The sequence below is a fragment of the Pseudomonas arcuscaelestis genome (assembly GCF_016881005.1).
In the GTDB taxonomy this organism is placed as follows: Bacteria; Pseudomonadota; Gammaproteobacteria; order Pseudomonadales; family Pseudomonadaceae; genus Aquipseudomonas; species Aquipseudomonas arcuscaelestis.
On sequence record NZ_JACOPV010000001.1, the window covers coordinates 327,748 to 353,595 of the forward strand.

General features: G+C 57.9%; 21 protein-coding genes. 5 read left to right on the top strand and 16 right to left on the bottom strand.

Annotated features, from left to right (window positions below):
• Positions 1-9 precede the first annotated feature (9 nt).
• Positions 10-1,410, top strand: coding sequence for a dihydrolipoyl dehydrogenase (gene lpdA, locus H8F21_RS01510; protein WP_203477246.1), 1,401 nt, complete (start codon positions 10-12; stop codon positions 1,408-1,410).
• 2 nt (positions 1,411-1,412) lie between these two features.
• Here lpdA and H8F21_RS01515 read toward each other — a convergent pair whose 3' ends face one another.
• The 12 genes from H8F21_RS01515 to H8F21_RS01570 form a co-directional block, all read right to left on the bottom strand.
• Positions 1,413-2,618 (bottom strand): benzoate/H(+) symporter BenE family transporter, encoded by a 1,206-nt coding sequence (locus H8F21_RS01515; RefSeq protein WP_203477243.1) that lies wholly within the window; start codon positions 2,616-2,618, stop codon positions 1,413-1,415.
• Positions 2,619-2,723: 105 nt separating this feature from the next.
• Positions 2,724-3,656 (bottom strand): catechol 1,2-dioxygenase, encoded by a 933-nt coding sequence (gene catA / locus H8F21_RS01520; protein WP_203477240.1) that lies wholly within the window; start codon positions 3,654-3,656, stop codon positions 2,724-2,726.
• A 41-nt stretch (positions 3,657-3,697) separates the two neighbouring features.
• Complete coding sequence (catC, locus tag H8F21_RS01525; RefSeq protein WP_203477238.1) at positions 3,698-3,988, bottom strand: muconolactone Delta-isomerase; 291 nt, start codon at positions 3,986-3,988, stop codon at positions 3,698-3,700.
• A gap of 11 nt (positions 3,989-3,999) precedes the next feature.
• Positions 4,000-5,121: a muconate cycloisomerase family protein gene (locus H8F21_RS01530; RefSeq protein ID WP_203477236.1), complete on the bottom strand. Its 1,122-nt coding sequence runs from the start codon at positions 5,119-5,121 to the stop codon at positions 4,000-4,002.
• Between the two features lie 18 nt (positions 5,122-5,139).
• Positions 5,140-5,901, bottom strand: a complete 762-nt coding sequence (locus H8F21_RS01535; protein ID WP_203477233.1) for a 1,6-dihydroxycyclohexa-2,4-diene-1-carboxylate dehydrogenase — start codon at positions 5,899-5,901, stop codon at positions 5,140-5,142.
• A gap of 66 nt (positions 5,902-5,967) precedes the next feature.
• Entirely contained in the window at positions 5,968-6,978 is a 1,011-nt protein-coding gene (benC, locus tag H8F21_RS01540) for a benzoate 1,2-dioxygenase electron transfer component BenC (RefSeq protein WP_203541781.1), read from the bottom strand.
• 24 nt (positions 6,979-7,002) lie between these two features.
• Positions 7,003-7,491 carry a benzoate 1,2-dioxygenase small subunit gene (benB, locus tag H8F21_RS01545; RefSeq protein ID WP_203477230.1) on the bottom strand — a complete coding sequence of 163 codons (489 nt, stop codon included), beginning with the start codon at positions 7,489-7,491 and terminating at the stop codon, positions 7,003-7,005.
• Positions 7,488-8,846, bottom strand: coding sequence for a benzoate 1,2-dioxygenase large subunit (benA, locus tag H8F21_RS01550; protein ID WP_203477227.1), 1,359 nt, complete (start codon positions 8,844-8,846; stop codon positions 7,488-7,490). The genes benB and benA overlap by 4 nt, the downstream gene beginning before the upstream one ends.
• Positions 8,847-8,952: 106 nt before the next feature.
• Complete coding sequence (locus tag H8F21_RS01555; RefSeq protein WP_203477224.1) at positions 8,953-9,909, bottom strand: AraC family transcriptional regulator; 957 nt, start codon at positions 9,907-9,909, stop codon at positions 8,953-8,955.
• Between the two features lie 146 nt (positions 9,910-10,055).
• Positions 10,056-11,309, bottom strand: a complete 1,254-nt coding sequence (locus tag H8F21_RS01560; RefSeq protein WP_203477221.1) for an OprD family porin — start codon at positions 11,307-11,309, stop codon at positions 10,056-10,058.
• A 117-nt stretch (positions 11,310-11,426) separates the two neighbouring features.
• Positions 11,427-12,758 carry an aromatic acid/H+ symport family MFS transporter gene (locus H8F21_RS01565; protein ID WP_203477218.1) on the bottom strand — a complete coding sequence of 444 codons (1,332 nt, stop codon included), beginning with the start codon at positions 12,756-12,758 and terminating at the stop codon, positions 11,427-11,429.
• A gap of 147 nt (positions 12,759-12,905) precedes the next feature.
• Entirely contained in the window at positions 12,906-13,862 is a 957-nt protein-coding gene (locus H8F21_RS01570) for an AraC family transcriptional regulator (protein WP_203477215.1), read from the bottom strand.
• A 124-nt stretch (positions 13,863-13,986) separates the two neighbouring features.
• On the opposite strand from H8F21_RS01570, the gene H8F21_RS01575 reads away from it, so the two are divergent.
• Positions 13,987-14,862: a LysR family transcriptional regulator gene (locus H8F21_RS01575; RefSeq protein ID WP_203477212.1), complete on the top strand. Its 876-nt coding sequence runs from the start codon at positions 13,987-13,989 to the stop codon at positions 14,860-14,862.
• Between the two features lie 16 nt (positions 14,863-14,878).
• Here H8F21_RS01575 and hcnC read toward each other — a convergent pair whose 3' ends face one another.
• From hcnC to H8F21_RS01595, 4 genes are all read right to left on the bottom strand, one after another.
• Positions 14,879-16,132, bottom strand: a complete 1,254-nt coding sequence (gene hcnC, locus H8F21_RS01580) for an NAD(P)/FAD-dependent oxidoreductase (protein ID WP_203477210.1) — start codon at positions 16,130-16,132, stop codon at positions 14,879-14,881.
• A 2-nt stretch (positions 16,133-16,134) separates the two neighbouring features.
• Positions 16,135-17,529, bottom strand: coding sequence for an NAD(P)/FAD-dependent oxidoreductase (hcnB, locus tag H8F21_RS01585; RefSeq protein ID WP_203477208.1), 1,395 nt, complete (start codon positions 17,527-17,529; stop codon positions 16,135-16,137).
• A complete protein-coding gene (hcnA, locus tag H8F21_RS01590; protein WP_203477206.1) occupies positions 17,526-17,840 on the bottom strand; it encodes a (2Fe-2S)-binding protein in 315 nt (104 codons plus the stop codon). The genes hcnB and hcnA overlap by 4 nt, the downstream gene beginning before the upstream one ends.
• Positions 17,841-18,278: 438 nt before the next feature.
• Positions 18,279-19,589: an OprD family porin gene (locus H8F21_RS01595; RefSeq protein ID WP_236042846.1), complete on the bottom strand. Its 1,311-nt coding sequence runs from the start codon at positions 19,587-19,589 to the stop codon at positions 18,279-18,281.
• A gap of 338 nt (positions 19,590-19,927) precedes the next feature.
• On the opposite strand from H8F21_RS01595, the gene H8F21_RS01600 reads away from it, so the two are divergent.
• The 3 genes from H8F21_RS01600 (at position 19,928) to H8F21_RS01610 (ending at position 25,686) form a co-directional block, all read left to right on the top strand.
• Positions 19,928-21,199 carry a TolC family protein gene (locus H8F21_RS01600; RefSeq protein ID WP_203477203.1) on the top strand — a complete coding sequence of 424 codons (1,272 nt, stop codon included), beginning with the start codon at positions 19,928-19,930 and terminating at the stop codon, positions 21,197-21,199.
• A gap of 68 nt (positions 21,200-21,267) precedes the next feature.
• Positions 21,268-22,506, top strand: a complete 1,239-nt coding sequence (locus H8F21_RS01605; protein WP_203477201.1) for an efflux RND transporter periplasmic adaptor subunit — start codon at positions 21,268-21,270, stop codon at positions 22,504-22,506.
• A gap of 24 nt (positions 22,507-22,530) precedes the next feature.
• Positions 22,531-25,686, top strand: a complete 3,156-nt coding sequence (locus tag H8F21_RS01610) for a CusA/CzcA family heavy metal efflux RND transporter (protein WP_203583914.1) — start codon at positions 22,531-22,533, stop codon at positions 25,684-25,686.
• The last annotated feature ends 162 nt before the right edge of the window (positions 25,687-25,848 follow it).

Here is a 25,848-nt window from a genome sequence, read left to right on the forward strand (position 1 = left end):
AGTAAAACAATGAAAACCTATGATGTGGTGATCATCGGCGGCGGACCGGGCGGCTATAACGCTGCTATCCGGGCGGGCCAGCTGGGTATGAGTGTGGCGTGCGTAGAAGGCCGCTCAACCTTGGGAGGCACTTGCCTGAACGTCGGCTGCATGCCCTCGAAGGCGTTGCTGCACGCTTCGGAGCTTTACGAAGCAGCGGCAGGCAGCGAATTCGCCAATCTGGGTATCGAGGTCAAACCGACCCTGAACCTCGCCCAGATGATGAAACAGAAAGATGAGAGCGTCACCGGGCTGACCAAGGGCATCGAGTTCCTGTTCCGCAAAAACAAGGTCGATTGGATCAAAGGCTGGGGCCAACTGGCTGGGCCGGGCCGGGTGAATGTCAGCGCCGAAGATGGCAGCATCACCGAGCTGCAGGCCAAAGACATTGTCATCGCCACCGGTTCAGAGCCGACGCCTCTGCCAGGGGTAACCATCGACAACCAGCGGATTATCGATTCCACCGGCGCACTCTCGTTGCCCAGCGTCCCCAAGCACCTGGTAGTGATCGGTGCCGGTGTGATCGGCCTGGAACTTGGCTCGGTTTGGCGTCGCCTGGGTAGCCAGGTCACGGTGATCGAATACCTGGATCGAATCTGTCCAGGCACCGACGAAGAGACCGCCAAGACCCTGCAACGCGCGTTGGCCAAGCAAGGCATCAGCTTCAAGCTGGGCAGCAAGGTCACTCAGGCCACGGCATCGGCAGATGCTGTCAGCTTGAGCCTGGAGCCAGCCGCAGGTGGTGCCAGCGAAAACCTGGAAGCGGACTACGTTCTGGTGGCCATTGGTCGCCGTCCGTACACCAAAGGCCTTGGCCTTGAAAGTGTTGGCCTGGAAACCGACAAGCGCGGCATGCTTGCCAATGAACATCACCGTACTGCCGTTTCTGGCGTCTGGGTAATAGGTGACGTCACCTCCGGCCCAATGCTTGCGCATAAGGCCGAAGACGAGGCCGTAGCCTGTATCGAGCGCATTGCCGGCAAGGCCCACGAGGTCAATTACAACCTCATTCCCGGTGTGATCTACACCCGTCCGGAACTGGCCAGCGTCGGCAAGACCGAAGAGCAGCTCAAGGCCGAAGGGCGTGCCTACAAGGTCGGCAAATTCCCCTTCACCGCCAACAGCCGCGCCAAGATCAACCACGAGACCGAAGGCTTCGCCAAGGTGCTGGCCGACGCCGACACCGACGAAGTACTGGGCGTACACCTGGTTGGCCCGAGCGTCAGCGAGATGATCGGTGAATTCTGCGTGGCCATGGAGTTTTCTGCCTCGGCCGAAGACATAGCCCTGACCTGCCACCCTCACCCGACGCGCTCCGAAGCCTTGCGTCAGGCGGCCATGAACGTCGAAGGCATGGCCATGCAGATCTGACCTCAGTCTGCCCGTACCCCTATCCTGCTTGCCTGTGGCGCTGGTCGCCGCAGGTTGAGCAGCACATGGGCGAACAATCCGAAGATCAATCCCCAAAACGCCGCCGACAAGCCCAGGAATGACATGCCCGAGGCCGTCACCAGAAAGGTGATCAAGGCTGCCTCTCGATCACTCGGAACACTCATCGCGCCTGCCAGAGCGCCGCCAATGGCGCCGAACAGGGCCAGCCCGGCCAGCGCCGCAATCAAGGCCGCTGGAAAGGCGGTGAACAGCGATACCAACGTTGCGCCAAATACACCCAGCAGCAAATACAACACACCGCCACTCACACCTGCCCAGTAGCGCTTGCCCGGATCATCATGCGCTTCGCGCCCCGTGCAGATGGCCGCGGTGATTGCTGCCAGGTTCAGACCATGACAACCGAAAGGTGCCAGGATCAAACTGGTCAGCGCGTTGCTGGCAATAATAGGGCTGGCCGGGGTTTGGTAGCCATCGTTGCGCAACACGGCGATACCCGGCACAAACTGCCCGGTCAGGGCCACCATGACCAACGGCAGACTGATACTCAGCAAGGCATTCCAGGTGAACACCGGCGTGGTCCACACCGGGGTGGCCAGCCCTGCTACCAACGCCGAGCTGTTCATATCACCACTGAACACCGCAATGCTCACCCCGCAGACCAACACGGCCAGTACCGCGTAACGCGCAGCGATACGCTTGAACACCAGGTAGGTGACAAACATTGCCAGCACCAGCAGCGGCTGCGATTTCAGAGAGGTGAAAAGACCGGTGCCGAAACTGAACAGAATTCCCGCCAGCATTGCCGCCGAGATGGCAGGCGGCAGCTTGCCGACAATCCGGTCGAAGGCGCCCGACACGCCCACCAACAGAATGACCAGATTAGCGACAATGTAGGCCCCCACTGCCTCGGCAAACGCGATATCCGGCAACAGTGCTACCAGCAAGGCCGACCCTGGCGCCGACCATGCGATTACCAGCGGTACTTTAAAGCGCAGGCTCAGGACCACGCCCAGGACCCCACTGCCGATAGAAATAGCCCACACCCACGAAGACAGCTCGGCCGCCGACAGGTGTGCGCTGTGGGCGGCCTGGAAAACGATCACCAGGGGGCCGGCATAAGAAATCAGGGTAGCGATGAAGCCGGCGACGAAGGCCGAGAGAGAGAAGTCCTGGAGTATTGTTTTCATTGGATTTTCCAGTTGAAAGCTTTTGAAAAGCATCGCGGGGCAAAGCCCGCTCCTACAAGTATTTGTAGGAGCGGGCTTTGCCCCGCGCACAATTCAACCTAAACCTCAGGCGTCCTGCAACGCTCGCGGCCGCTTGCTGCGGTTTTCGCCCGCAGGTGCGGGTGTGGTGAGCAACTGGAAGTCGAAGTTCATTTCAGCAAAGCGCCCTTGCACCCCGCGAGCGTCGGCTGCCGCCGCATCGTCGACAAAGTGCAGCTCGCCGATCAAGCCATCACGCGTAGCGTAGGCGAAGTCATCCCACAGGTATTGATCACCCGCCAGGTTGATCTGAGTGGTCAGGTGACGGTAACCCGGTGCGGAAATGAAGAAGTGAATGTGCGCCGGACGATTGCCGTGACGCCCCAGTTGGTCGAGCAGCTCTTGGGTCGGACCATCTTCAGGGCAGCCATAGCCGGACGGCACGATGCTGCGAGCACGGTAACGGCCTTCGGCATTGGTGATGATACGTCGGCGCAGGTTGTAGTCGGATTGGCTGCTGTCGAAGTACGAATAGGTGCCCTGGGTATTGGCATGCCACAGATCGACAACGGCGCCTGCAACAGGCTGCCCCCGATCATCCAGAACTTGGCCCTGCAAGAACATTACGGTGCCCGCATCCAGGCCATCGTCCATCCGCACTTCGCCTTCGGCCATAGGCGCACCCGCTACATACAGCGGGCCTTCGATGGTGCGCGGGGTGCCGCCGCTGATGCCGGCCTGGGCATCCTGGGCATCCAACTGCAAATCCAGGTAGTGCTCAACGCCCAACCCGGCCACCAGCAGTCCAGCTTCCTGACGGGAACCCAGGCGGTTGAAGTAATCCACGGCTTTCCAGAACTCGTCCGGGGTTATTTGCAGGTCTTCAATAATGCGCGCCACATCGTTAATGATGCGGTTGGTCACCCGTTTCATGCGCGGGCTGCCAAGGTCGTTGTTCAGGCCGCTGGCTTCTTCGAAAAAACGCTGAACATCGGCAGTGTGAGCAATTTTCACGGTCATGATGGAGTACCTCGAATTGTTGTTATCGATGGTTCGGTGATTCAGCGGTCATCGCTGTGGACAGATGACGGGTGGCGACACAGACCATCGATTTCGATGGCCATGTAGGGGAATAGCGGCAGTTGCATCAGGGTGTCATGCAATGCTTCGACGCTAGGCACGTCGAAGACGCTGTAGTTGGCGTAATGCCCGGCGATACGCCACAGGTGGCGCCAGATGCCCTCGTGCTGCAGGCGTTGAGCCAACTGCTTTTCGTCAGACTTGAGCCGGGTGGCCAGCGCCGGATCCATATCCAGGGGCAGGTTCACGGTCATTTTCACGTGGAACAACATGGCATCTCTCCTTACTTGCGGCTGAAGAACGCCAAGCGCTCTTCGTCCAGGGTCAGGCCCAGGCCCGGGGTGCTGGGTACGTGCAACGCAAAGTCGCGATAAACCGGCGCTTCGATCACGATCTCTTCGGTCAGCAGCAGTGGGCCGAACAGTTCGGTGTGCCAGGTCAGCTTGTTCAAGGTGACAAAGGCATGGGCCGCGGCCAGGGTGCCGATCGAGCCTTCGAGCATGGTGCCGCCGTACAGGGCGATACCGGCGGCTTCGGCAATCTGAGCGGTGCGTAACACCGCGCGCGGTCCACCGTTCTTGGCGATCTTCAAGGCGAAAATGCTGGCAGCACCCTCGGCAGCCAGACTGAAGGCGTCCTCCACACTTTCGATGGATTCATCGGCCATGATCGGTGCCGGGCTGCGTTGATTCAGGCGTACCTGACCTGCGCGATTGATGCGCGAAATAGGCTGCTCAACCAGATCGATACCGTTGTCGCCGAGTACTTGGCAGGCACCAATGGCCTGGGACTCATCCCAATACTGATTGACATCGACGCGTACGCTGGCGCGTTCGCCAAGCGCGCGTTTGATCGCAATTACATGGTTCAGGTCATGAGCGACCGGGTTGGAACCAATCTTCAATTTGAAGATGCGATGACGGCGCAGGTCGAGCATCTGCTCCGCTTCAGCGATGTCTTGTGCGGTGTCGCCACTGGCCAGGGTCCAGGCCACTTCCAGACTGTCGCGCACACGTCCGCCCAGCAGTTCACTGACAGCCAACCCCTGACGCTTGCCTTGCGCATCGAGCAAGGCACTTTCGATCCCGGAGCGGGCGAAGGTGTTGCCCTTGATGGTCTTGTCCAGGCGTTGCATCGCCGCATTGATGTTGCTGGCGTCCTGGCCGATCAACAGAGGGGCAAAATAGCTGTCGATGTTCTGCTTGATGCTTTCCGGGCTTTCGTTGCCATAGGCCAGGCCACCAATGGTGGTGGACTCGCCGAGCCCTTCGATGCCATCCGAACACTGCAGGCGGATGATCACCAGGGTTTGCTTCTGCATGGTATGCATCGCCAGCTTGTGCGGGCGAATCGTGGGCAGGTCGACGATAACCGTCGAGATGCGTTCAATCAGGGGATGACTCATCGAGATCTCCAAGGGCACTCAGCCGAGGTCGCCGCCACCAACCGGCAACACCGTGCCGGTGATGTAGGAAGCCTCGTCGGAGGCAAGAAAGAGGATTGCGCCAACCTGTTCATCAAGGTTGCCGTAGCGCTTCATCAGGCTGCTATCGAGGGTCTGGTCGACGATCTGCTGGTACCAGATTTTCTCGTCGCCGCTCTGCTCGGCGTTGTTGCGCGGCACTCGCCGAGGTGGCGCCTCGGTGCCACCGGGTGCAGTCGCATTGACCCGCACTCCACGTCCGGCCGTTTCAAATGCCAGGCAGGCAGTCAGGGCATTCACACCCCCTTTGGCTGCGCCGTAAGGCACTCGATTGACACTGCGGGTGGCAATCGAGGAAACGTTGACGATCGCTCCACTGCCCTGCTCAAGCATGTAAGGCAGCGCCGCGTGGCAGCACCACAAGGTGGGGAACAACGAGCGTCGCACTTCCGCTTCGATCTGCGCCGCTTCGTAGTGCTCGAATGGTTTCGCCCAAATGGTGCCGCCAACGTTGTTGACCAGCACATCCAGGCGACCAAAGCGCTCCACGGCTGCCGCCATTACGCGATTGCAATCGCTGTATTGCTCCAGGTCCGCTGTCAGGCTCAGCACACCCTCAGCTTCCAGCTCGTGCACCAGCTCCGAGCGATCCACTGCGATCAGGGTCGCGCCCTCTTCCAGCAACCGCTCACACAAGCGTCGGCCGATGCCCTGGGCCGCGCCTGTCACCAGCACGACCTTGTTGTCGAATCTGTTGTTCATGACAACCTCGAATGAAAAAAGGGACCGACCGTACCCGCACGATGCGCCCGGCCCCATAAAACGGGTTCAGGCAGCCGCGGCAGCGAATTTTTCGTAGTAGAAGTTCGCCGGCGTAATCCCCTGTTCGCGGATGTACTGGCTGACCGCTTCAACCATCGGCGGCGGACCACACAGGTACACATCGACATCACCTTCATTGAGGTGGCAAGGCTCGATGTGCTGGGTGACATAGCCCTTGAGCGGGTGCTGGCTCTCGGGGTTGGCCACACAGGCGCTGAAGCTGAAATTGGCAATACGAGCGGCCAGATCCTGCAGGCGGTCCAGCTCGACCAGGTCGAAATCATTGGTCACGCCGTAGATCAGGTGCAGGGGGTACTCGCTGCCTTGCTCGGCGATTTTTTCCAGCATCGCGGTGAACGGCGCAAGGCCGGTACCCCCTGCCAACAGCAGCAACGGACGACGGATTTCACGCAGATAGAAGCTACCCAGTGGCCCCGCCAGGGTCATGCTGTCACCCGCTTTCGCCAGGCCGGTAAGGAAGCTGCTCATCAGTCCACCCGGCACGTTGCGGATCAGGAAGCTGACCTCGCCGTCCTTTTGCAACGAGCTGAACGAATACGCGCGCGTCTGTTCACTCCCCGGCACGCCAAGATTGACGTACTGCCCTGGCAGGAAAGCCAGGCGGCTCAGAGCATCGCCCTTGATCGACAAGGCAATGGTGCTATCGGAAAGCTGGCGTACTGCGCTGATGCTCGCCTGATAGTTGGACTGCTCGGTCTTGCACACCTGGGACGACGCCGGGATGCGCACCACACAATCACTCTCAGCGCGCATCTGGCAGGTCAGAACGTAACCCTGTGCGGCTTCTTCCTCGCTCAACGCGTCTTCGATGTATTCCTGGCCCAAGTCGTAGCGACCGGCTTCGGCAAAGCACTTACAGGTTCCGCAGGCGCCATCGCGACAGTCCAGGGGAATGTTGATGCCCTGGCGGTAGGCCGCGTCAGCGACCGTCTCGTCAGCGGTGGCGTCAATGAAACGGGTAACCCCGTCTTCGAAATTCAAGGCGATCTTGTGCATGGCGCACCTCGCAAAAAGCTGGATTCAGATGTGGTAAACGTCGATGACCTGACGCACGTAGTCGTTCTTGAGCACTACCTTCTTGGCCTTGATCAGCGGCCGATCGCCGCGCACATCAAGGGTGTAGAAGCTGGTGCCGAAGTGACTGTCCACTGTCTTGTAGCGAAAGCTCAGGGTGTGCCAGTTGAAGCGCACCTTGCAGACGCCATCGCCCTGTTCCAGCAGTTCGATGTTGCTGATGTTGTGCGAGGTTCGAGTGTCGGGCATGGTCGCACTGGAGCGCTCGGTCTTGATCCGGAACACCCGGTCTTCCAAGCCACCACGGTTGCCGTACCAGATCAGCGAAATCTCCCGCTGCGGGTCCTCGGTGAGCTGATCGTTATCGTCCCAGGCCGGCATCCAGAAGGTGGCGTCGGCGGCATAGCACTCCAACCAGTTATCCCATTGGCTGTCGTCCAGGTAGCGCGCTTCTTCAAACAGGAAGTCGCGCACTTGCTCGAAGGAAATGCTCATTGCACGGCCTCCACTGGAATCAATTGCTGGTCAGCGGCAAGCGCCTTGAGCATGGTTTCCTGCCAGTACTTGTGTTGCAGCACAAACAGCCCTTCGTCTTCGGTGCGCACGCCACTCATCTGCGGGTGCAGGTCGATTTCCTGGGCAGCAGCATCGGCACCGTCAACCCAATGCGTTGCGCCACGGGACATATCGTTCCAGCCACGCCCACCTTGGTAACCCATCTGGCAGGAACGGAACTCTTCCAGGTCGTCCGGAGTGGCCATGCCACTGACGTTGAAAAAATCCTCGTACTGGCGAATACGCTGGGCCCGTGCCTCGGCGCTCTCACCCTTGGGCGCGATGCAGTAGATAGTGATCTCGGTCTTGTCCACGGCAATTGGCCGGGCAATACGAATCTGCGAACTGAACTGATCCATCAGGTAAACGTTCGGGTACAGGCACAAATTGCGCGAGTTCTCGATCATCCAGTTGGCGCGGGCCTGGCCAAAATCAGCCGCCAGCTCATCGCGGCGCTCGAACAGCGGACGGTCCTCGGGGTTGGCCCAGCGGGTCCAGAGCAAGAGGTGACCTTTTTCGAACGAGTAGAAGCCACCACCGCTCTTGGCCCAACCGCCGGCGCTCATGGTTTTGACTTCATCGCCAGCCTCGCGCTGTTTGCGCTGGTTCTGGGTCGCAGCGTAGTTCCAGTGCACGGCACTGACGTGGTAGCCGTCGGCGCCATTCTCGGCTGTCAGCTTCCAGTTGCCTTCGTAGATGTACGACGAGGATCCACGCAGCACTTCCAGGCCTTCCGGCGACTGGTCAACGATCATGTCGATGATCTTGGCCGACTCGCCCAGATGCTCTTGCAGTGGCACGACATCCGGGTTCAGGCTGCCAAACAGGAAACCCCGGTAGGACTCGAAACGAGCAACCTTGGTGAGATCATGGGAGCCTTCGCAATTGAAGCTCGCAGGGTAGCCGGCATCGACCGGGTCCTTGACCTTGAGCAGCTTGCCGGAGTTGTTGAACGTCCAGCCGTGGAACGGGCATGTGTAGGAGGAGCGGTTACCGCTCTTGTGCCGGCACAGCATCGCACCGCGGTGGCTGCAGGCATTGAGGAAAGCATTGAGCACACCATCCTTGTTGCGCGCGATAAAGATCGGCTGGCGCCCCATGGTGGTGGTAAGGAAGTCGTTCTTTTCAGGAATCTGGCTCTCGTGGGCAAGGTACAGCCAGTTGCCCTCGAAAATGTGTTTCATCTCAAGATCGAACAGACGGGGGTCGGTGAACATCTCGCGCTTGCAGCGAAAGACGCCCTTCTCCTGATCTTCTTCAAGCAGGGAATTAAGGTAATCGAATCCCAGGGACATGGCCGGGGCCTCCGTTGTTATTGTGTTCAGGCCATGTCAGGTTAAGCAGCGAGGGGGACGGCAAATATCCGCTTTGTGCAGACCTTTATCCGTTTTCTGCAAAGTGTCAGGAACGACGCTTGAGGGTATCGGAGGGGAGTTCGCCAAACAGCGACTTGTAGTTTTCCGAGAAGCGGCCAAGGTGGACAAAGCCGTAATCCATGGCCAGTTCGGTAATGCTGCGCACCGGGCAGTTGGGATCGCAGAGGTTGGCGTGGATGCGCTCGAGCTTCTTCTGACGGATGTAGATTTTAGGCGTGGTGCCCGCGTTGCGCTCGAACAGCGCATACAACGAACGCAGGCTCATGCTGGCTTGGCGCGCCAGCTGCTCACTGCAAATATCGAGCTTGAGGTTGCCTTCGATATAACCGGCAATGCGATCGAACGTCACCGCCTGGCTACCCAGGGCCTCACGGCTGACGTTGGTCGGCATCAAGGTCAGCATCTTGCTGGCGACGATCTGGCTATAGTGCTCCTGAACGCGCAGCAGCGGCTCACTGGCCTCGGCTTCGTGACAAACCATTGCCAGCAACCCGGCGAAACCCTCCAGCGCCAGCAACTGATAATGGCTCTGGATAAAACGCACGCCCTCGCTCGGACGCTGCCAGCGCTGTTCGTCGCAGACGCTTTCGAGTAAGCGATTAGGCAGCTTGAGAATGAATTTTTCGCAGTCCGCCGAGTAGGCAAGGTCTACCGGCTCGTCCGGATTGATCAGCAACAACTCGCCAGGACCGAGCACGCGTTCGGCACGCCCGCGCCGCCACAGGCAATGGCCACGCAACAGGATCTGCAGGTGAAACACGTTCTCCAGGGCTTCAGACATCACCCGCACTTCGCCACCATAGCTGATTCGGCACAGGTCGAGGCTGGCGAATTTGCGATGGTTCAGGCACGCCTCGGGGAGCCCGTAGCGCGGCAGGCGGATGTGGTGCACGCCAACATGCTGATTGACGTAGGTCGACACGGCATAAGGATCGGCACGATCGAAAACCCGGCTGCGCTCACTGAGCAGGGGACTTTCCATACCAGGGCACTCGTTGTAGTTGTCTTGGCAGTCTAAGCGATAGCACTGGCCCACGACCAATCGAGGGATGGACGGTGTGTTTCCAAACACATCGCCAAACAAGCCCCCTGCCTATTCGGCAGGAGCGGGCATGCCCCGCGAAACCCCTACAACAGCGTCCAGGTGTACGAAACGATTAACCGGTTCTCGTCAATATCCGAACGGTAGTTGGAGCGCGCCACAGCATTGCGCAGTCTTATCCCCAAGCCCTTCAACAATCCGCTCTGCACCGCATATCCCAGGTCCAGGTCGCGCTCGTGCTCCTTGCCCTCGAAACCCAACCCGGTATCGACGTTGTTGCCCTTAAGGTAACGCACGGTAGCCGTCAGGCCCGGTACGCCCATGGCAACAAAATCGTAGTCATAACGCACCTGCCAAGAGCGTTCGTCTGCATACGAGAACTCGTAAGTGGGCACCTCGTTGCCCAACGGCGAAATGTTCGGAAACACCCGCGGAAACGCGTTCTCGCCAAAAATCCCTTGGTAGCCGACGCTGAAGGTATGACCGCCGCGCTTGGCAGACAGCAACGAGTAGAACGCCTGGTTATCGATATCCCCGATGCGACTTTCACCTTGCTCCTTGGCGCTGAAATAGCCCAGGTTGGCACCCAGCACCCAGTCGCCCACGGGTTGGTTGTGCTTGAAACCGACAAAGCCCTGCTGATAGATGTCCTCCAGGCGGCCATACCAAAGGCTCAAGGTGCTGCGATTGGTGTTGAAGCTGTAGTCGCCACCCGCGAAGTTGAAGGCGTCGCTGTCGGCCTGGCGCTGAGGCAGATGTCCGAGCATGGCGATCATTTTCTCGTCGCCTGATTCATTACGCAGGCTGGTCGAACTCAAATGACCCGCTTGCAGCGTCAGTCCACTGATCTCAGCCGAAGTGATGCTGGCGCCTTGGTAGGTAGGCGGCAGCAGGCGCGAATCGTTGTACTGAAGGATCGGCAGATTGGTCTGCAGTTCACCCACTCTCAGCTCGGTTTTCGAATAGCGCAGCTTCAGTGTTCCCCCCACCCGACTGTATTCATCAGCAGCCCGGCCATCATCGTGCACCGGCAGAAGACCGGTACCGGTGCGATCCGGGCTGCTATCGAGCTTGAGCCCGAGCAAGCCAATGGCATCGACGCCCACGCCAACGGTTCCGGGGGTGTAGCCCGACTTGAAGTTGAAGATGAATCCTTGTCCCCACTCCTCGGCCTTGGATTGTTTGTTTGCACCAACAATGTCGGAAAAATCGCGGCTGAAATAATAATTACGTGCTTGCAAGGTGGCGGTAGCGTCCTTGAAGAAGTCAGGTTCAGCGGCTTGGGCGGTAAAACTCAGGGCGAACGAAAACAGCAACCCGATTGCACGGAGGTTGTTCATGATTGGCATGCTCTTTCTTATTGTTGTTTGCGATTCAAGAACTGCGGTGTTTCCAGCGCCGGCCCGCAGCCACCAACGTAGTCAGCGCTGCGGCCCAGCGTGCTTGTCGGCAATCAGCTAGGTCGCCGATTGCAACGCCGCTCCACGCTTGGCGGTGCCACGACTGGCAAACACCATCATCGCCACTGCAGCCACCGCACCGGGCACGGCAAAGGCCATGAAGTTCAGCGCCAGCGGCAGCTGAATCCCCAACAACAGCCCACCCAGCAACGGGCCGACAATGGCTCCGCTACGACCAATACCCGAGGCCCAACCCAAGCCGGTGGAGCGAATACCCATTGGATAGAACTGGGCAACACAGGCATACGCGAGGATCTGGGTACCGATGGTTGTCGCCCCGGCGACAGCGATCAACAGGTACAGCACCGGGGTTGGACTCTTGAAGCCGAGCAGACTGATCGACAATGCCGCGATGGCAAAGAACACCACCAACACCCGATCGAGCTTGAATCGGTCACCAATCCAGCCACCGCCAACAGCGCCAAAGATCGCCCCAAAGTTGAGGACCAACAGGAACGCCAGGCTTGAGCCAAGGCCGTAACCTGCGTTGCTCATCAGCTTTGGCAACCAGGAATTGAGAGCGTAAACCATCAACAGGCAGCAGAAAAACGCGACCCAGAGCATCAAGGTGCTCAGCGCTCGGCCTTCTCGAAACAATTGAGGAACAGAGCCACCTGCTTGCGTGCCGGTAACCACTTCCAGGCGATCACCGCTTTGTGGCTGGTAACTGGGTTCAACCCGTTGCAATAACTGGCTGGCCTGCTCGGTGCGGCCCTGGCGGACCAGAAAGCCCAGCGACTCCGGCAAAAAACGCAGAATCAATGGCAACAGCAGCAACGGAATGATTGCCACATAGAACACCGACTGCCAACCAAACGCCGGCAACAACACAATGCCCAAGCCGGCCGAGAGCATGCCGCCCACCGAATAGCCGCTGAACATGATGGCGACCAGCGTGCTGCGCATACGCTTTGGCGCGTACTCGTTCATCAGCGCAACCACGTTGGGCATCACTCCACCGATACCCAAACCCGCCAGGAAGCGACAGATGCCAAACTCAGTAGGGTTGCGGGCAAATCCGTTCAGAACGGTGAAGCCGCTGAACAGAATCACGCAGATCATGATGGCTTTTTTACGACCGATGCGGTCGGACAAAGGCCCGAAAAGCAGTGCGCCGAACATCATGCCAAACAAGGCGTAGCTGCCCAGAGCGCCAGCCTGCAGCGGGGTCATGCCCCACTCCTGCATCAACGCCGGCAACACCACGCCATAAATGACCAGGTCGTAACCGTCGAAGATAATGATCAACGCGCACCAGAACAGTACACGCCAGTGGAAGACATTGAACTTCGCCTGATCGATCAGGCTATTGATATCGATCGTTCGCATGAGGCGTGTCTCTTTTGTTGTTGTTATCGAAACCCTTGGGCGAATCTGCCAAGCAGTCTTCGCAGCCTCAGGTTAGGAGCAGGACAAAAGGGCCAATAGCCGTTTACTGCGAATCGATATCCACTTTGCGCAATGACCGATCAGGGGTCAGCGATGACGTTTGAACGTGACTGAGGGCAGCTCACCAAAACGCTGGCGGTAGCTTTCGGCGAATCGCCCCAGATGAAGAAAGCCATAGTCCAAGGCAATTTCGGTGACATTGCGCACGGTGCTGGCCGGGTCCTGAAGCGCACCATGAATGCGGTCAAGTTTGCGCTGGCGAATGTACCCCTTGGGAGATAAACCCGCATGACGTTCGAACAGTGAATACAGAGAACGCTCACTCACGCGTGCGACGTTCATCAGTTGCACCACATTGATGTCGGTATTGAGGTGCGCGTCGATATAGGCTGCCAGTTGCTCGAATGAATGGGCATGCTGTGCGGGCTCGCTACGCTGGACGTTGTTGCCCAGCAAGCTGAGCAATTTGCTGGCAACGATACGCCCGTAGTGCTCCTGTACTTGAGCCAGTGAATGGGAAGATTCCGCCTCTTCGCAAATCAGCCCAAGCAGGCCGATAAACCCTTCCAGCTCGCCCGTCACATGACGAGCATTGTTAAAGCGGATGCCTCCTTCGGGAACCTGCCAGCGCTGGTCTACACAAGCCTGCTCCAGCAGACCGACCGGCAATTTGAGAATGAATTTTTCGCAGTCGGCCGAGTAGGTCAGATCAACCGGATCGTCCGGGTTGATCAGCATCAGCTCCCCGGGCACGTAGTGATGCTCGTTGCCGCGGCAACTGGACTGGCAATGCCCTTTAAGCAGAATCTGCAGGTGATACAGGGTACCTAGCGCCGGTGAGGTAATCCGCGCTTTACCGCCATAGCTCAGACGGCAAAGATCGAGGCTGGCGAACTTGCGATGGTTGATGCTCGCTTGCAAGTCGCCGGTACGCGGCAAGCGCAAGCGGTGGCCTCCCACATGCTGGTTGACGTATTCGGACACGGCATAAGGGTCGGCGCGCTGGAATACACTGCTGCGCTCGCTCAACAGGTGGCTGCTCATGGGCTGCCCTCTTCTTGTTCTGGACGATATCCACAGGGTCTGGTTATCCACAGCGGATGAGCTTGCGCTAGCACTGACAGGCAGTCCAATATCTGTTGAGTACACACAATACCCAGGAGGTATCATGGAGCTGCGCCATCTACGTTACTTTCGGGTGCTCGCGCAAACCTTGAACTTCACCCGCGCAGCCGAGCAGTTGCACATTGCGCAGCCGCCGCTGAGCCGGCAAATTCGTCAGTTGGAAGAAACCCTCGGCGTCGAGTTGCTGGAACGCAGCCGGCCCCTGCGTCTGACTGAGGCTGGGCGCTATTTCTATGAACAAAGCACGATGCTGCTCGAGCAACTTGAGCAGATAGGAGAAGGGACCCGGCGTATCGCCAATAACGAACGCCAATGGCTACGGATCGGTTTTGCGCCGTCGACGCTCTACGACCTGCTGCCCGATCTTATTCGGCAGTTACGGCGCAATGAGGCTCTAGAGCTGGGCTTGCAGGAGATGATTACCTTGCAGCAGGTCGAATCCCTGAAAGCTGGGCGCATCGACGTCGGCTTCGGACGCATTCACATCAATGACCCCGCTATCGAGCAGCAGGTGCTGCGCGAAGACCCACTGGTTGTCGCGCTACCCTGCGGTCATCCATTGATTGGCCAGCCCATTGACCTTGCTCGCCTGGCTTTTGAACCGTTTGTCCTTTATCCCGCAACGCCACGCCCGAGTTATGCAGACCACATCATGGGGTTGTTTGCCAGCCAGGGTCTGAGCGTGCAGGTTATCCAGTGGACCAACGAATTACAGACCGCGCTGGGATTGGTAGCAGCTGGCCTGGGGATAACTTTGGTTCCCGGCTCCGTGAAACGCCAGCAACGCGACGATATCGTTTTCGCCCCCTTGATTGAGACCGCGGCAGTTTCTCCCATCATTCTTAGCCGTAGGGTTGGGGATAACTCTGCACAGGTCAGGTATTGCCTGGACCTGATCGCGCAAATGGCCGGCCCTTGAGCCGGTCATCCGGTACTTATCCCAAAGAATAAATATTATCCACAGGTGCTTTATAAAAACGTTCAGCCAGGAACGGGGTGATATCCACAGGCGAGGTTTCTCCATGCAGGACCTTATCGATCATCACTCCGGTAATAGCCGACGTGAGGATGCCGGTGCGAAAGTGTCCACAGGCATTTAGATAACCGGAAACTTCCGGCACCGGGCCCAGTATCGGTAGTTCGTCCGGTGATCCAGGGCGCAATCCTGCCCAGGTTCGCTTCAGGTTGATCTGCGCCAGCTCAGGAATACAGCGGATCGCGCCCTGCACCAGGCCACTGATTTCGGGCAAGGTGTTACTCACGTCGAAGCCTTTATCTTCAGTCGTGCTGCCAATGAGAATTTCGCCGTTGTCCTTCTGCGCCATGTAGCAGTCACTGGTGGTGAGGCAGCCGTGCAACAGTTTGGGCAGGCGTTCAGTGAGGATAATCTGACCTTTAACCGGATTGACCGGAATGCGCAGGCCGGTGGCCTGTTCGCTAAGATCGGCCGCCCAAGCGCCAGCGGCATTGATAAGCGTCTGGCAGTAAAACGTACCCTCTTCGGCAGTTTGCACGGCACTGATCCGCGACCCCTGATGCAGCACACCTGTGACATTGGTGTTGTGGAACAGGTCTACGCCATTCTGTCGTGCCGCTTCCATATACGCGTCGGCCAATCGGAACGGGCTGACCTGATGATCGCAAAGAAACTCCAGGGCCCCGCGTGCCAGATAACTGACAGCTGGCTCCGCCTGACGCAGAGCGTGTTGATCGAGCCAGCGCACCTGCTCGGCCAGGTGTGGAATCTGCGCAACGATGTGCTCGGCGTATAGCTGGTCTTCGTCGTCGTAGATCACATACTTGAGACCCGTGCGCTCGAACTTGAAGTCCATACCGTGGCGATCGATCAGCTCACGATGCAGCTGTGGATAAAGTGCATTCGACTGCAAGGCAAAGTCGAAGAATGACTGCGGCAGGATGTGCGGGGTGTTGGCATCCACCACAACGGCAGAGCCTTGAGCCTCGCGCTTGCGCTGCGTTGACATCATGCGAAAGAAAATGACCCCGCAGCCCAGACCAACCGACTCACCTATGGCCCACAGCCCGCCAGCTGAAGCGCGTGTGGCATTGCCGGGGCGCTTGGCATCGATCAGGGCGATTCTGAGGTTTTTGCGTTTGGACAATTGATAGGCACAGGAAGCACCAATGACACCCCCGCCAGCGATCACCACGTCGTAGATTTTGTTCATGTTCAAACCTCCGCGCCAGACTTCTGAAATGCCGAGAACGGAATCGGATCGATGGGAAATCGCGGGCGCAGCCATCCCACATCGGCACGCCCGGTCGCTTCGCGCAAGCGATCACTGCAGTAACCAACGCACATGCGCCCCTGACAATCGCCCATGCTCACCCGGGTGCGCATTTTCAATCCGGCCATGTCTTCCACACCCTGCTCCAAGGCCAGGTCGATATCACTGCGGTGCACATGTTCGCAGCGACAGATCACCGTATCAGCCTGCGGCAGATCAAGTTGCCGCGCTCCCCGCTCGGTGTAGCGCTCGACACCGGCGCGAAAACGTTTGATTGCCGCCAGCTGGCCCAGATACTGCTCGCGCAGTTCAATGGCTTGCTCGGCATTGAGTACACCGCGCTGGAGCAAAATTGACACCGCAGCGATGCGGCCGGTGAGCATCGCCGCCTCGCCACCCCGTATTCCAACCATGTCACCCGCCAGATGAATGTGCTGCTGGCTGCTTTGCTGCCATCCGTTGCTTCGTGCATGCAGGTAGCCATCGTCATGGAAGCAATGCTCCAGACCCAACTGCTGACTCAACTGCGTCCGCGGGATAAATCCATAGCCAACCGCAAGGGTTTGCACATGCTCGCGCTGAGCGCGGCAATGGTCGGGCTGCCAGTTTTTGTCATAAGGCGCCAGAATCACTTCAGCAAGTTCACCCTTGCCTTTCGCCTCAACCACGCCCCAGCCATAGTAAAGTGGAATGCCGTTGAGCTTCATGTAGCCAAGCATGCTCAAGCCGTTGAGGAAGAGTTGCGGCTTGTTCAGCAATGCCAGGCTTTCCTTGGCGATCTTGCCGAAGGCACAGGCTTCGTATACCCCGGCAACTTTTGCTCCCGCCGCATGTAATTGACAGGCCACCAGTGGAAGCAATGGGCCGGTACCGGCAATCAACGTTGCACCTGATGGTTTGACCACCCCGCTCTTGATCTGCAGTTGCAATCCGCCTAAAAGCTGGACACCGGGCAGGGTCCAGCCAGGAAATGGTACATTGCGCTCATGGCAACCGGCCGACAGCAGCAAATGCGAGTAGCCCACTTCCTTAAGGCGCTCCTGGTCATCGAGAACCATCAAGCGCTGCTGATCACCCCCTACTATTCGATTGTTCAAGTGCAAATCAATACGCTCGGCGCAGCCTGCGAACTCGTTGTGCAAGTTCGCCAGAGCCTTGCTGTAGCGTGACCCCAGGTAGCCCGGATCGACACCGTCACGTAGCGGTCCGCGATACACCACTCCACCCGGCCGCGATGCTTCATCGAACACTGTGCTGGCTACACCGTGGCGAGCCAATTCAATGGCAGCGGCCATACCCGCCGAGCCACCACCGACAATTACAGGTCGTATGCTCATGGGGCCTCCTCTTCGTTCAAGCGGTTGCTGAGGGTCTCAACCTGCATACCCGGCTGCACGACTGTCTGGCAGGCACGGCGCTTGAGCCGGCCATTGATTGAAACCAGGCAGCAGTGGCACACACCCATGCCACAAAAGGCCCCTGTCGTCTGAGCATGGTCGTTACGCGCAACCTGACGCAGACCCACGGCGTTAAGAACGGTAAGCACAGTTTCGCCAAAAGCAACTTCGACCGCTTGTCCGTTGAGATAAATAGTGATGTTTGCCCCCGCCAGAGGCTGAATGTCGAGTGTTCGATCCAGTGTTTTCATAGTGCCTTTCATCCGTGAAAAGTTAAGTGGTCTTTTCACCCTATGCCAAGCGCACTGCAAATCTATTGATCCAGGCCAGTTTTCAACCAACTTTCCTGTTGATCTTTCAAAGTTGCTCGATTAACGGTTTATCGGATCCAATTGAACGAAGCTTGATAGCAATTCAATACTACTTTTTCATATTGGTTTCCAAACAGTTTTGTAAAAAACCCACAACATCTGTCGGCGCTTTTCACGTCCGTCGCGAACCTATAAGGGTATAATCAATTTTATATCGAAAGGATAAAATACATCGCTGTTTGGATCGGCAAAAAAAGGCGCCATTAAGGGCGCCAAAAATTCACCGTTTACCAAAGGAGCAATGGGTGAATACATTGAGCTGCCACTATTGGACAGCTGAAGTAAATCGGCACCCTGAGGAAACCTATTTACCGAGACTTACAGTATCGACAGTGGATACTCGACAATTAGCCGCACTTCATCCAGATCGGACTCGAAGGCTGTGGCGCGCGTATTGGCCTGGCGTACCCTAAATGAAAGATCCTTCGCCGGGCCTGTCTGAACGACGTATTTAGCTTCGATGTCGCGCTCCCAGCGTTTTTGGTCAGTCAGCGGATTGCCGTTGTCGTCCGTGCGCATATAGAACTGGTTAGCGTTCGAATAGTCAGCATCGGTACCCTTGGCGTAACGGGTCATGAATGACAGACCGGGAATCCCGTAGGCGGCCATGTTCAAGTCATAGCGAAGCATCCACGAGCGCTCTTTTGGCGAGTTGAAGTCGCTGTACTGAATCGAGTTATCCAAGAATATCGAATCGGATTGGCGCAAGTAGTCGAAGTCGTCATCACCGTTGTTCTGCTGATGTGACAGTGCCAGGGTATGGCCGCCATAACTAACACCAATCTTGCCACTCCAGATGCTGTTGTTGAACTCGCCTAGCAGTTGTTTGCCCTCATCAACAGCTTTGTAATAGTTAAAGCCACCGATCAGTGCCAGGTCATCGCTCAATGGATAGGTAAGGCTGGTGCCTGCATAATATTGATTCCAGACATCCTTCAGGCGACTGCTGAACAGGCTGACGGTAACCCTATCGTTGATTTCATAGTCTCCACCGCCATAAGCAATCCAAGGCGAATTAACTGCACCTGCGTAGAACGTCGCAAAATTTTCGCGCATGTCACTGGAAACGGGCTGGCTCATCGAGTGCAAACGCCCGCCCTGCAGGGTAAGGCCTTCAATACTGGTATTTTCAGCCGTCACACCACGAAAGCTTTCTGGCAGCAGGCGTGAGTCCCCCGCCGCGACAACCGGGTTGGCAGGGAAAACGTCACCGACTTTGACCACGGTGTCGAGCAAGCGGACCTTGGCTGCCCCACCGATCTTGGTGTACTCGTCACGTGCCTCACCATCGTGATTGACGGGCAAGACGTCGAACGAGCTGCGCCCACCGTTCCTGCCATCACCCGTATCGAGCTTCAAGCCGATCATTGCAAAGGCATCCACACCAAAGCCAACTGTGCCTTGGGTAAAACCCGAGTTGAAGTGGGTGATGATCGCATGCGCCCATGTTTCGGAATAGCCATTCGTGTCGCCCTTGCCGCTGTTGTAAGTTGCGGCAGCGCCATCACGGTTATCACGATTGAAATAAAAATTTCGGTTCAGTACCGTCAGGCTACTGCCTTCAATGAACCCTTCCGCTTGTTCTTCAGCTTGAGCTGAAACAGCGTAACTTGCAGATAAAGCAGACATTGCTGCGAGATAAAACGAGAGTTTACGGCTCATTCAATGCTCCTTTAATACGGCAGCTTTTATTATATTTTCGGCCCGGTATTGATTTGTTCTATCCGAAACGTACGCCAAGCACAGCGCCTGAACAAAAGTGACAGCCGATAGATAACGGGAGAGTGATAAGAGCATTACAGTTTTGTCACCTGCACCCGCCACCATTGATTACAGAATTGTAATGTTCCAGCCACGCCTGTGATAGCTAGCGCTTATTAGAGTGCCAGCACCTATTCCGTTGGGCTTGGCTGTTGTCCCGGCGTTCTCGCCAAGCTCTCGAAAGTTTGCGCTCGAGGACCCTACTAGTGCCCTGGTACAGCCGAAATGCCTTGTTCAAGATCCCTGTTTCCTGGAAGTGCGCCGCGCTCTGCACACTCGTAGTTGGGGCAATCACCCCGACAGCATTCGCTCAGCAGACCATCAGCCTGTCCGAGGCACTGACCACTGCCATGGAGGCAAATCCCGATCTGGCGGCAGCGCGTCAGGAAATAGGCATCGCCCAGGGCGCTCGCCAGCAAGCAGGACTTATCCCCAACCCCGAGCTTTCATACGAGGTCGAGGACACCGATCGTGACACCAGTACCACTACCGTCACCCTCGCCCAACCGCTGGAACTGGGCGGTAAGCGGTCTGCCCGAATCGAAGTGGCGACGTTTGGCCAGAGCATCGCTCAGATGGCATTGGAACGCAGTGTGAACAGCCTGCGAGCAGACGTCGTGCAAGCGTTCTACGCCGCCCTGCGTGCGCAAGCCGGTGTCGAGTTGGCCAATCAGTCGCTAGCGCTTACAGAACGTGGATTGCGCATTGTCGACGGTCGCGTCAGTTCTGGGAAATCGTCACCGGTAGAGGCGACTAGGGCCCAGGTGCAACTGGCGGAAGCCAAGCTGCAACTGCGCCGTGCGCAAACAGATAAAGCCAATGCCTATCAACAGTTGGCCCAAGTGACCGGAAATGCCGTTACCGTATTCGACCGGCTCGACTCTCCCTCCTTGTCCCCGGGTATGCCACCACGCTCGGCAACGTTGTTGAGCACGCTTGAGCAAACCGCCGAGATGCGCCAAGCACTTGCGCAGATCGACCAAAGCGACGCCTCGCTGGGTTCGGAAAAGGCCCAGCGCATCCCAAATTTAACGGTGAGCGTGGGCAGCCAATATGACCGCTCGGTTCGCGAGCAGGTCAACGTCGTCGGACTGTCGATGCCCCTACCGCTGTTCGATCGTAACCAAGGCAACATTCTTTCTGCTGCGCGCCGCGCCGATCAGGCCCGCGACCAACGAAACGCTGTGGAGTTGAGGCTGCGCAGCGAAACCCAGACAGCGCTTAACCAATGGACCACCGCCATGCAGGAGGTTGAGTCCTACGACAAGAGCATCCTGCCCTCGGCCCAGCAAGCAGTCGACACCGCAACCCGCGGCTTTGAGATGGGCAAATTCGGTTTTATCGAAGTACTGGATGCCCAGCGCACGTTGATCACCGCTCGCAGCCAGTACCTCGGCTCCCTGGAAGCTGCAACCAACGCTCGTGCTCAGGTGGAAAGGGTTTTTGGCGACCTCGGGGCGCTTGCCGTCAGCCGTTGAGCAGACCAGACATTTTCTTCGGCATGCGCGCCTGAACGCATCCATGCCTACGATCAGCAGGAGTAACAATGGATACGAAACGCAAGTTCGCCCTTGCCGTTGCCGTGGTGGCAGCCCTGGGGTTTGGCAGCCTAGCCTGGGATTCCAACGCCAAGCAGCAGGTCCCCGGCAGTGCCGAGCACGGCGAGGAAGATGGTCATGACCATGACCCAAAAGCTTTGCCAAGCGCAGGCCAGCAGGGCGATGAAGATGCTCACCGAGAAGCTGGGCATGACGAGGAAGGCAAGCTGACGCTCAGTGCCGAGCAGATCAAGACTGCCGGGATCGAACTGGTCGTTGCCGCGCCCAGGGAGCTGGGTATGATTGCCAGCTTTCCTGGCGAAATTCGCTTCAACGAAGACCTCACCGCACACATCGTTCCGCGGGTTCCAGGGGTTGTAGAAAGCGTTCATGCCAATCTGGGAGAGTCGGTCAAAAAAGGCCAACTGCTTGCGGTGATTGCCAGTCAGCAGATTTCCGATTTGCGTAGCGAACAGCAAGCAGCCCAGCGTCGAATGGAACTGGCACGCCTGACCTTCGAGCGCGAGAAACAACTTTGGCAGGACAAGATCTCTGCTGAGCAAGACTACCTGCAAGCACGCCAAGCGATGCAGGAAGCGGAAATTTCCCTGGCCAATGCGCGACAAAAAGTGGCGGCCATCGGCGCCTCAGTCAGTTCTGCAGGTGGTAATCGCTACGAGCTACGCGCGCCCTTCAACGCTGTTGTCGTTGAAAAGCATCTGGCCATTGGCGAAGTGGTCAGCGAAGCCACCAATGCCTTCATTCTGTCCGACCTGAGCCAGGTGTGGGCCACCTTTGCCGTTCCTCCTGGCGAACTGAGCAAGGTCGTGAGTGGGCGCGAAGTCAGAGTCTCTTCACCCGATATGAATGCCCAGGTGGATGGCAGGATTGGCTACGTCGGCAGTTTGCTCGGCGAGCAGAATCGCGCTGCCACCGTGCGGGTGACGTTGACTAATCCAAACGGTGCCTGGCGCCCGGGCTTGTTCGTGAACATTGCCGTCACGGTACAGACCACGCGCGCAGCGGTCGCCGTTCCGGAGTCTGCGGTGCAAACCGTAGAGGAAAAACCTTCTGTATTTGCCCGTACATCCGACGGCTTCGACACCCTCCCAGTGAAACTGGGTCGTCGTGATGAAGGCTTTGTGGAAATCACCGAGGGCCTCGCGCCCGGTACCCAAGTAGCAGCAAGTGGCAGCTTCACGCTCAAGTCCGAGCTTGGCAAAGCGTCCGCCGAGCACAGCCACTGATGCGAATGGAAGAGGTGACTACCCATGTTTGAACGTCTCATCAGGTTTGCCATCGAGCAGCGCATCGTCGTAATGATCGCGGTGCTGCTAATGGCTGGCATCGGCATTTACAGCTATCAAAAGCTGCCCATCGACGCAGTGCCGGATATCACCAACGTCCAGGTGCAGATCAACGCCGCAGCGCCTGGCTATACGCCGCTTGAAACCGAGCAGCGCATTACTTTTCCCGTTGAAACGGCAATGGCCGGCCTGCCTGGGCTCAAGCAAACCCGCTCCTTGTCGCGCTCCGGATTGTCCCAGGTAACAGTCATCTTCGAAGATGGCACCGACATTTTCTTTGCGCGCCAATTGGTCAACGAACGCTTGCAAGTGGCGAAGGAGCAACTGCCCGAAGGTGTCGAAGCCTTGATGGGCCCGGTGTCCACTGGCTTGGGTGAAATTTTCCTATGGACCGTCGAAACCGAGGAAGGCGCGGTCAAGGAAGATGGCTCGCCCTACACACCCACGGACCTGCGCGTAATCCAGGATTGGATCATCAAGCCGCAGTTGCGCAACGTGCCGGGTGTGGCCGAGATCAACACCATCGGCGGCTATGCCAAACAGTACCTGATTGCACCGGACCCCAAGCGTCTGGCCGCCTATAAACTGACCCTCAACGATCTGGTTGCGGCCCTGGAAAGCAACAATGCCAACGTCGGCGCCGGCTATGTGGAACGCAGCGGCGAGCAATTGCTGATTCGCGCCCCGGGCCAGGTCGGTAGCATCGAAGACATTGCCAACATCGTGATTTCCAGCGTCGATGGCACGCCTATTCGGGTCAGCAACGTTGCAGAAGTTGGTATCGGCAAGGAGTTGCGCTCCGGCGCCGCAACCGAAAACGGTCGCGAAGTAGTGCTGGGAACGGTGTTCATGCTGATTGGCGAGAACAGCCGGACAGTATCCCAGGCGGTAGCGGCCAAGCTCGCCGAGATCAACCGCACGTTGCCCAAGGGCGTGGTCGCCATTACCGTGTATGACCGCACCAATCTGGTTGAAAAAGCGATTGCGACGGTCAAAAAGAACCTGATCGAAGGGGCGATTCTGGTCATCGCCATCCTCTTCCTGTTCCTTGGCAACATCCGTGCAGCCCTGATCACCGCCATGGTGATTCCGCTGTCGATGCTGTTTACGTTCACGGGCATGTATACCAACAAAGTCAGCGCCAACCTGATGAGCCTTGGCGCATTGGACTTCGGCATCATCGTTGACGGCGCGGTGGTAATCGTTGAAAACGCGGTCCGCCGCCTCGCCCAGGCCCAGCATAAACACGGGCGCCTACTGACTAAGGCAGAGCGGTTCCATGAAGTGTTCGCCGCTGCCGGCGAAGCTCGACGACCGCTGATCTTCGGTCAGTTGATCATTATGGTGGTGTACCTGCCGATCTTTGCCCTCACCGGTGTCGAAGGCAAGATGTTCCACCCGATGGCCTTCACCGTGGCGATCGCGCTGCTTGGCGCGATGATTCTTTCCGTCACCTTCGTGCCGGCTGCGATTGCCATGTTCGTGACTGGCAAGGTCAAGGAAGAGGAAGGCCTGGTAATGCGCCACGCTCGTCTGCGCTACGCGCCGATCCTGCGTTGGGTACTCAGCCACCGCAATCTGGCGTTTTCGGCAGCCGTTGGCCTGGTACTGCTCACCGGTGTGATGGCAAGCCGAATGGGCAGCGAGTTCATACCCAGCCTTAGCGAGGGCGACTTCGCCTTGCAGGCGTTACGTGTGCCTGGAACAAGCCTGACGCAATCGGTCGATATGCAACAGCGCTTGGAAAAAGCGCTGATAGAGCAAGTCCCCGAGGTTGAACGTGTGTTCGCCCGTACCGGTACCGCAGAAATTGCATCTGATCCGATGCCACCCAACATTTCCGATGCCTACGTCATGCTCAAGCCCAAGGATCAGTGGGCAAATCCGAAGAAGTCGCGCGATGAACTGATTGCCGACGTGCAAAAGGCCGCCGCCAGCGTGCCAGGCAGCAACTACGAGATGTCACAGCCGATTCAACTGCGCTTCAACGAACTGATTTCCGGTGTGCGAAGTGACGTGGCGGTGAAAATCTTCGGTGATGACATGGAGGTGCTCAACCGTACCGCCGCGAAAATTGCTTCCGCACTGCAAGGGGTCGAGGGTGCCTCCGAGGTGAAGGTGGAGCAGACCACCGGCTTGCCCGTCCTGACCATCAACATCGACCGTGAGAAAGCGGCTCGCTATGGCCTGAACATTGGTGCCGTACAAGATGCTGTGGCCATCGCCGTAGGTGGGCGTCAGGCTGGCACGCTGTATGAGGGCGACCGGCGCTTCGACATGGTCGTACGACTTTCAGAAACGCTGCGCACCGACGTCAATGGACTGTCGAGCCTGCTGATACCGGTGCCAGCGAATGCCGCTCAGGGTGCCGGTCAAATCGGCTTCATCCCACTGTCCCAGGTGGCCAATCTCGACCTGCAACTGGGGCCAAACCAGATCAGTCGGGAAAACGGCAAACGTGTCGTGGTAGTCAGCGCGAACGTTCGCGGCCGCGATCTGGGTTCGTTCGTCGAGCAAGCCAGCGAAACCCTCGCTTCGAGCGTCGAGATTCCTGCTGGTTACTGGACCACGTGGGGCGGTCAGTTTGAACAGCTGCAATCTGCAGCCAAACGCCTGCAGATCGTCGTACCCGTCGCCCTGCTGCTGGTCATGACCTTGTTGTTCCTGATGTTCAACAACCTCAAGGACGGCATGTTGGTGTTCACCAGCATTCCCTTTGCGTTGACGGGAGGTGTGCTCGCACTGTGGCTGCGCGACATCCCACTGTCGATCTCTGCCGGAGTTGGATTCATCGCCCTGTCGGGTGTTGCGGTGCTCAACGGCTTAGTGATGATTTCCTTTATCCGCAACCTGCGCGAAGAAGGCCGCACCCTGCGCGTCGCCGTTGATGAGGGTGCGCTCACTCGACTGCGGCCTGTATTGATGACCGCGCTGGTCGCCTCGCTTGGCTTCATCCCGATGGCATTGGCCACCGGCACCGGCGCTGAAGTTCAACGCCCGCTGGCGACCGTGGTCATTGGCGGCATCCTGTCATCCACCGCACTGACCTTGCTGGTACTACCGGCTCTTTATCACTGGGCACATCGCAAGGACGAGGACGGCGAACAAGCAATACCTTGATGCCTGCTTGAAATGAGCGCCCACAACGCCTGTTGTGGGCTTTGGCCGGGAAAGATCCTGGTGCAGCCGACACTACACAAACGCATCCGCTCGCTTGATGAGATGATCTGCTGACCCGCACCATCGGTGAACGCAGTACCCTGAAGCTGAAGAAACCGCATG

Excerpts from the sequence above, each read along its gene's own strand:
- lpdA (WP_203477246.1), top strand. The coding sequence starts at position 10 with ATGAAAACCTATGATGTGGTGATCATCGGCGGCGGACCGGGCGGCTAT.
- H8F21_RS01515 (WP_203477243.1), bottom strand. The coding sequence starts at position 2,618 with ATGAAAACAATACTCCAGGACTTCTCTCTCTCGGCCTTCGTCGCCGGC.
- catA (WP_203477240.1), bottom strand. The coding sequence starts at position 3,656 with ATGACCGTGAAAATTGCTCACACTGCCGATGTTCAGCGTTTTTTCGAA.
- catC (WP_203477238.1), bottom strand. The coding sequence starts at position 3,988 with ATGTTGTTCCACGTGAAAATGACCGTGAACCTGCCCCTGGATATGGAT.
- H8F21_RS01530 (WP_203477236.1), bottom strand. The coding sequence starts at position 5,121 with ATGAGTCATCCCCTGATTGAACGCATCTCGACGGTTATCGTCGACCTG.
- H8F21_RS01535 (WP_203477233.1), bottom strand. The coding sequence starts at position 5,901 with ATGAACAACAGATTCGACAACAAGGTCGTGCTGGTGACAGGCGCGGCC.
- benC (WP_203541781.1), bottom strand. The coding sequence starts at position 6,978 with ATGCACAAGATCGCCTTGAATTTCGAAGACGGGGTTACCCGTTTCATT.
- benB (WP_203477230.1), bottom strand. The coding sequence starts at position 7,491 with ATGAGCATTTCCTTCGAGCAAGTGCGCGACTTCCTGTTTGAAGAAGCG.
- benA (WP_203477227.1), bottom strand. The coding sequence starts at position 8,846 with ATGTCCCTGGGATTCGATTACCTTAATTCCCTGCTTGAAGAAGATCAG.
- H8F21_RS01555 (WP_203477224.1), bottom strand. The coding sequence starts at position 9,909 with ATGGAAAGTCCCCTGCTCAGTGAGCGCAGCCGGGTTTTCGATCGTGCC.
- H8F21_RS01560 (WP_203477221.1), bottom strand. The coding sequence starts at position 11,309 with ATGAACAACCTCCGTGCAATCGGGTTGCTGTTTTCGTTCGCCCTGAGT.
- H8F21_RS01565 (WP_203477218.1), bottom strand. The coding sequence starts at position 12,758 with ATGCGAACGATCGATATCAATAGCCTGATCGATCAGGCGAAGTTCAAT.
- H8F21_RS01570 (WP_203477215.1), bottom strand. The coding sequence starts at position 13,862 with ATGAGCAGCCACCTGTTGAGCGAGCGCAGCAGTGTATTCCAGCGCGCC.
- H8F21_RS01575 (WP_203477212.1), top strand. The coding sequence starts at position 13,987 with ATGGAGCTGCGCCATCTACGTTACTTTCGGGTGCTCGCGCAAACCTTG.
- hcnC (WP_203477210.1), bottom strand. The coding sequence starts at position 16,132 with ATGAACAAAATCTACGACGTGGTGATCGCTGGCGGGGGTGTCATTGGT.
- hcnB (WP_203477208.1), bottom strand. The coding sequence starts at position 17,529 with ATGAGCATACGACCTGTAATTGTCGGTGGTGGCTCGGCGGGTATGGCC.
- hcnA (WP_203477206.1), bottom strand. The coding sequence starts at position 17,840 with ATGAAAACACTGGATCGAACACTCGACATTCAGCCTCTGGCGGGGGCA.
- H8F21_RS01595 (WP_236042846.1), bottom strand. The coding sequence starts at position 19,589 with ATGTCTGCTTTATCTGCAAGTTACGCTGTTTCAGCTCAAGCTGAAGAA.
- H8F21_RS01605 (WP_203477201.1), top strand. The coding sequence starts at position 21,268 with ATGGATACGAAACGCAAGTTCGCCCTTGCCGTTGCCGTGGTGGCAGCC.
- H8F21_RS01610 (WP_203583914.1), top strand. The coding sequence starts at position 22,531 with ATGTTTGAACGTCTCATCAGGTTTGCCATCGAGCAGCGCATCGTCGTA.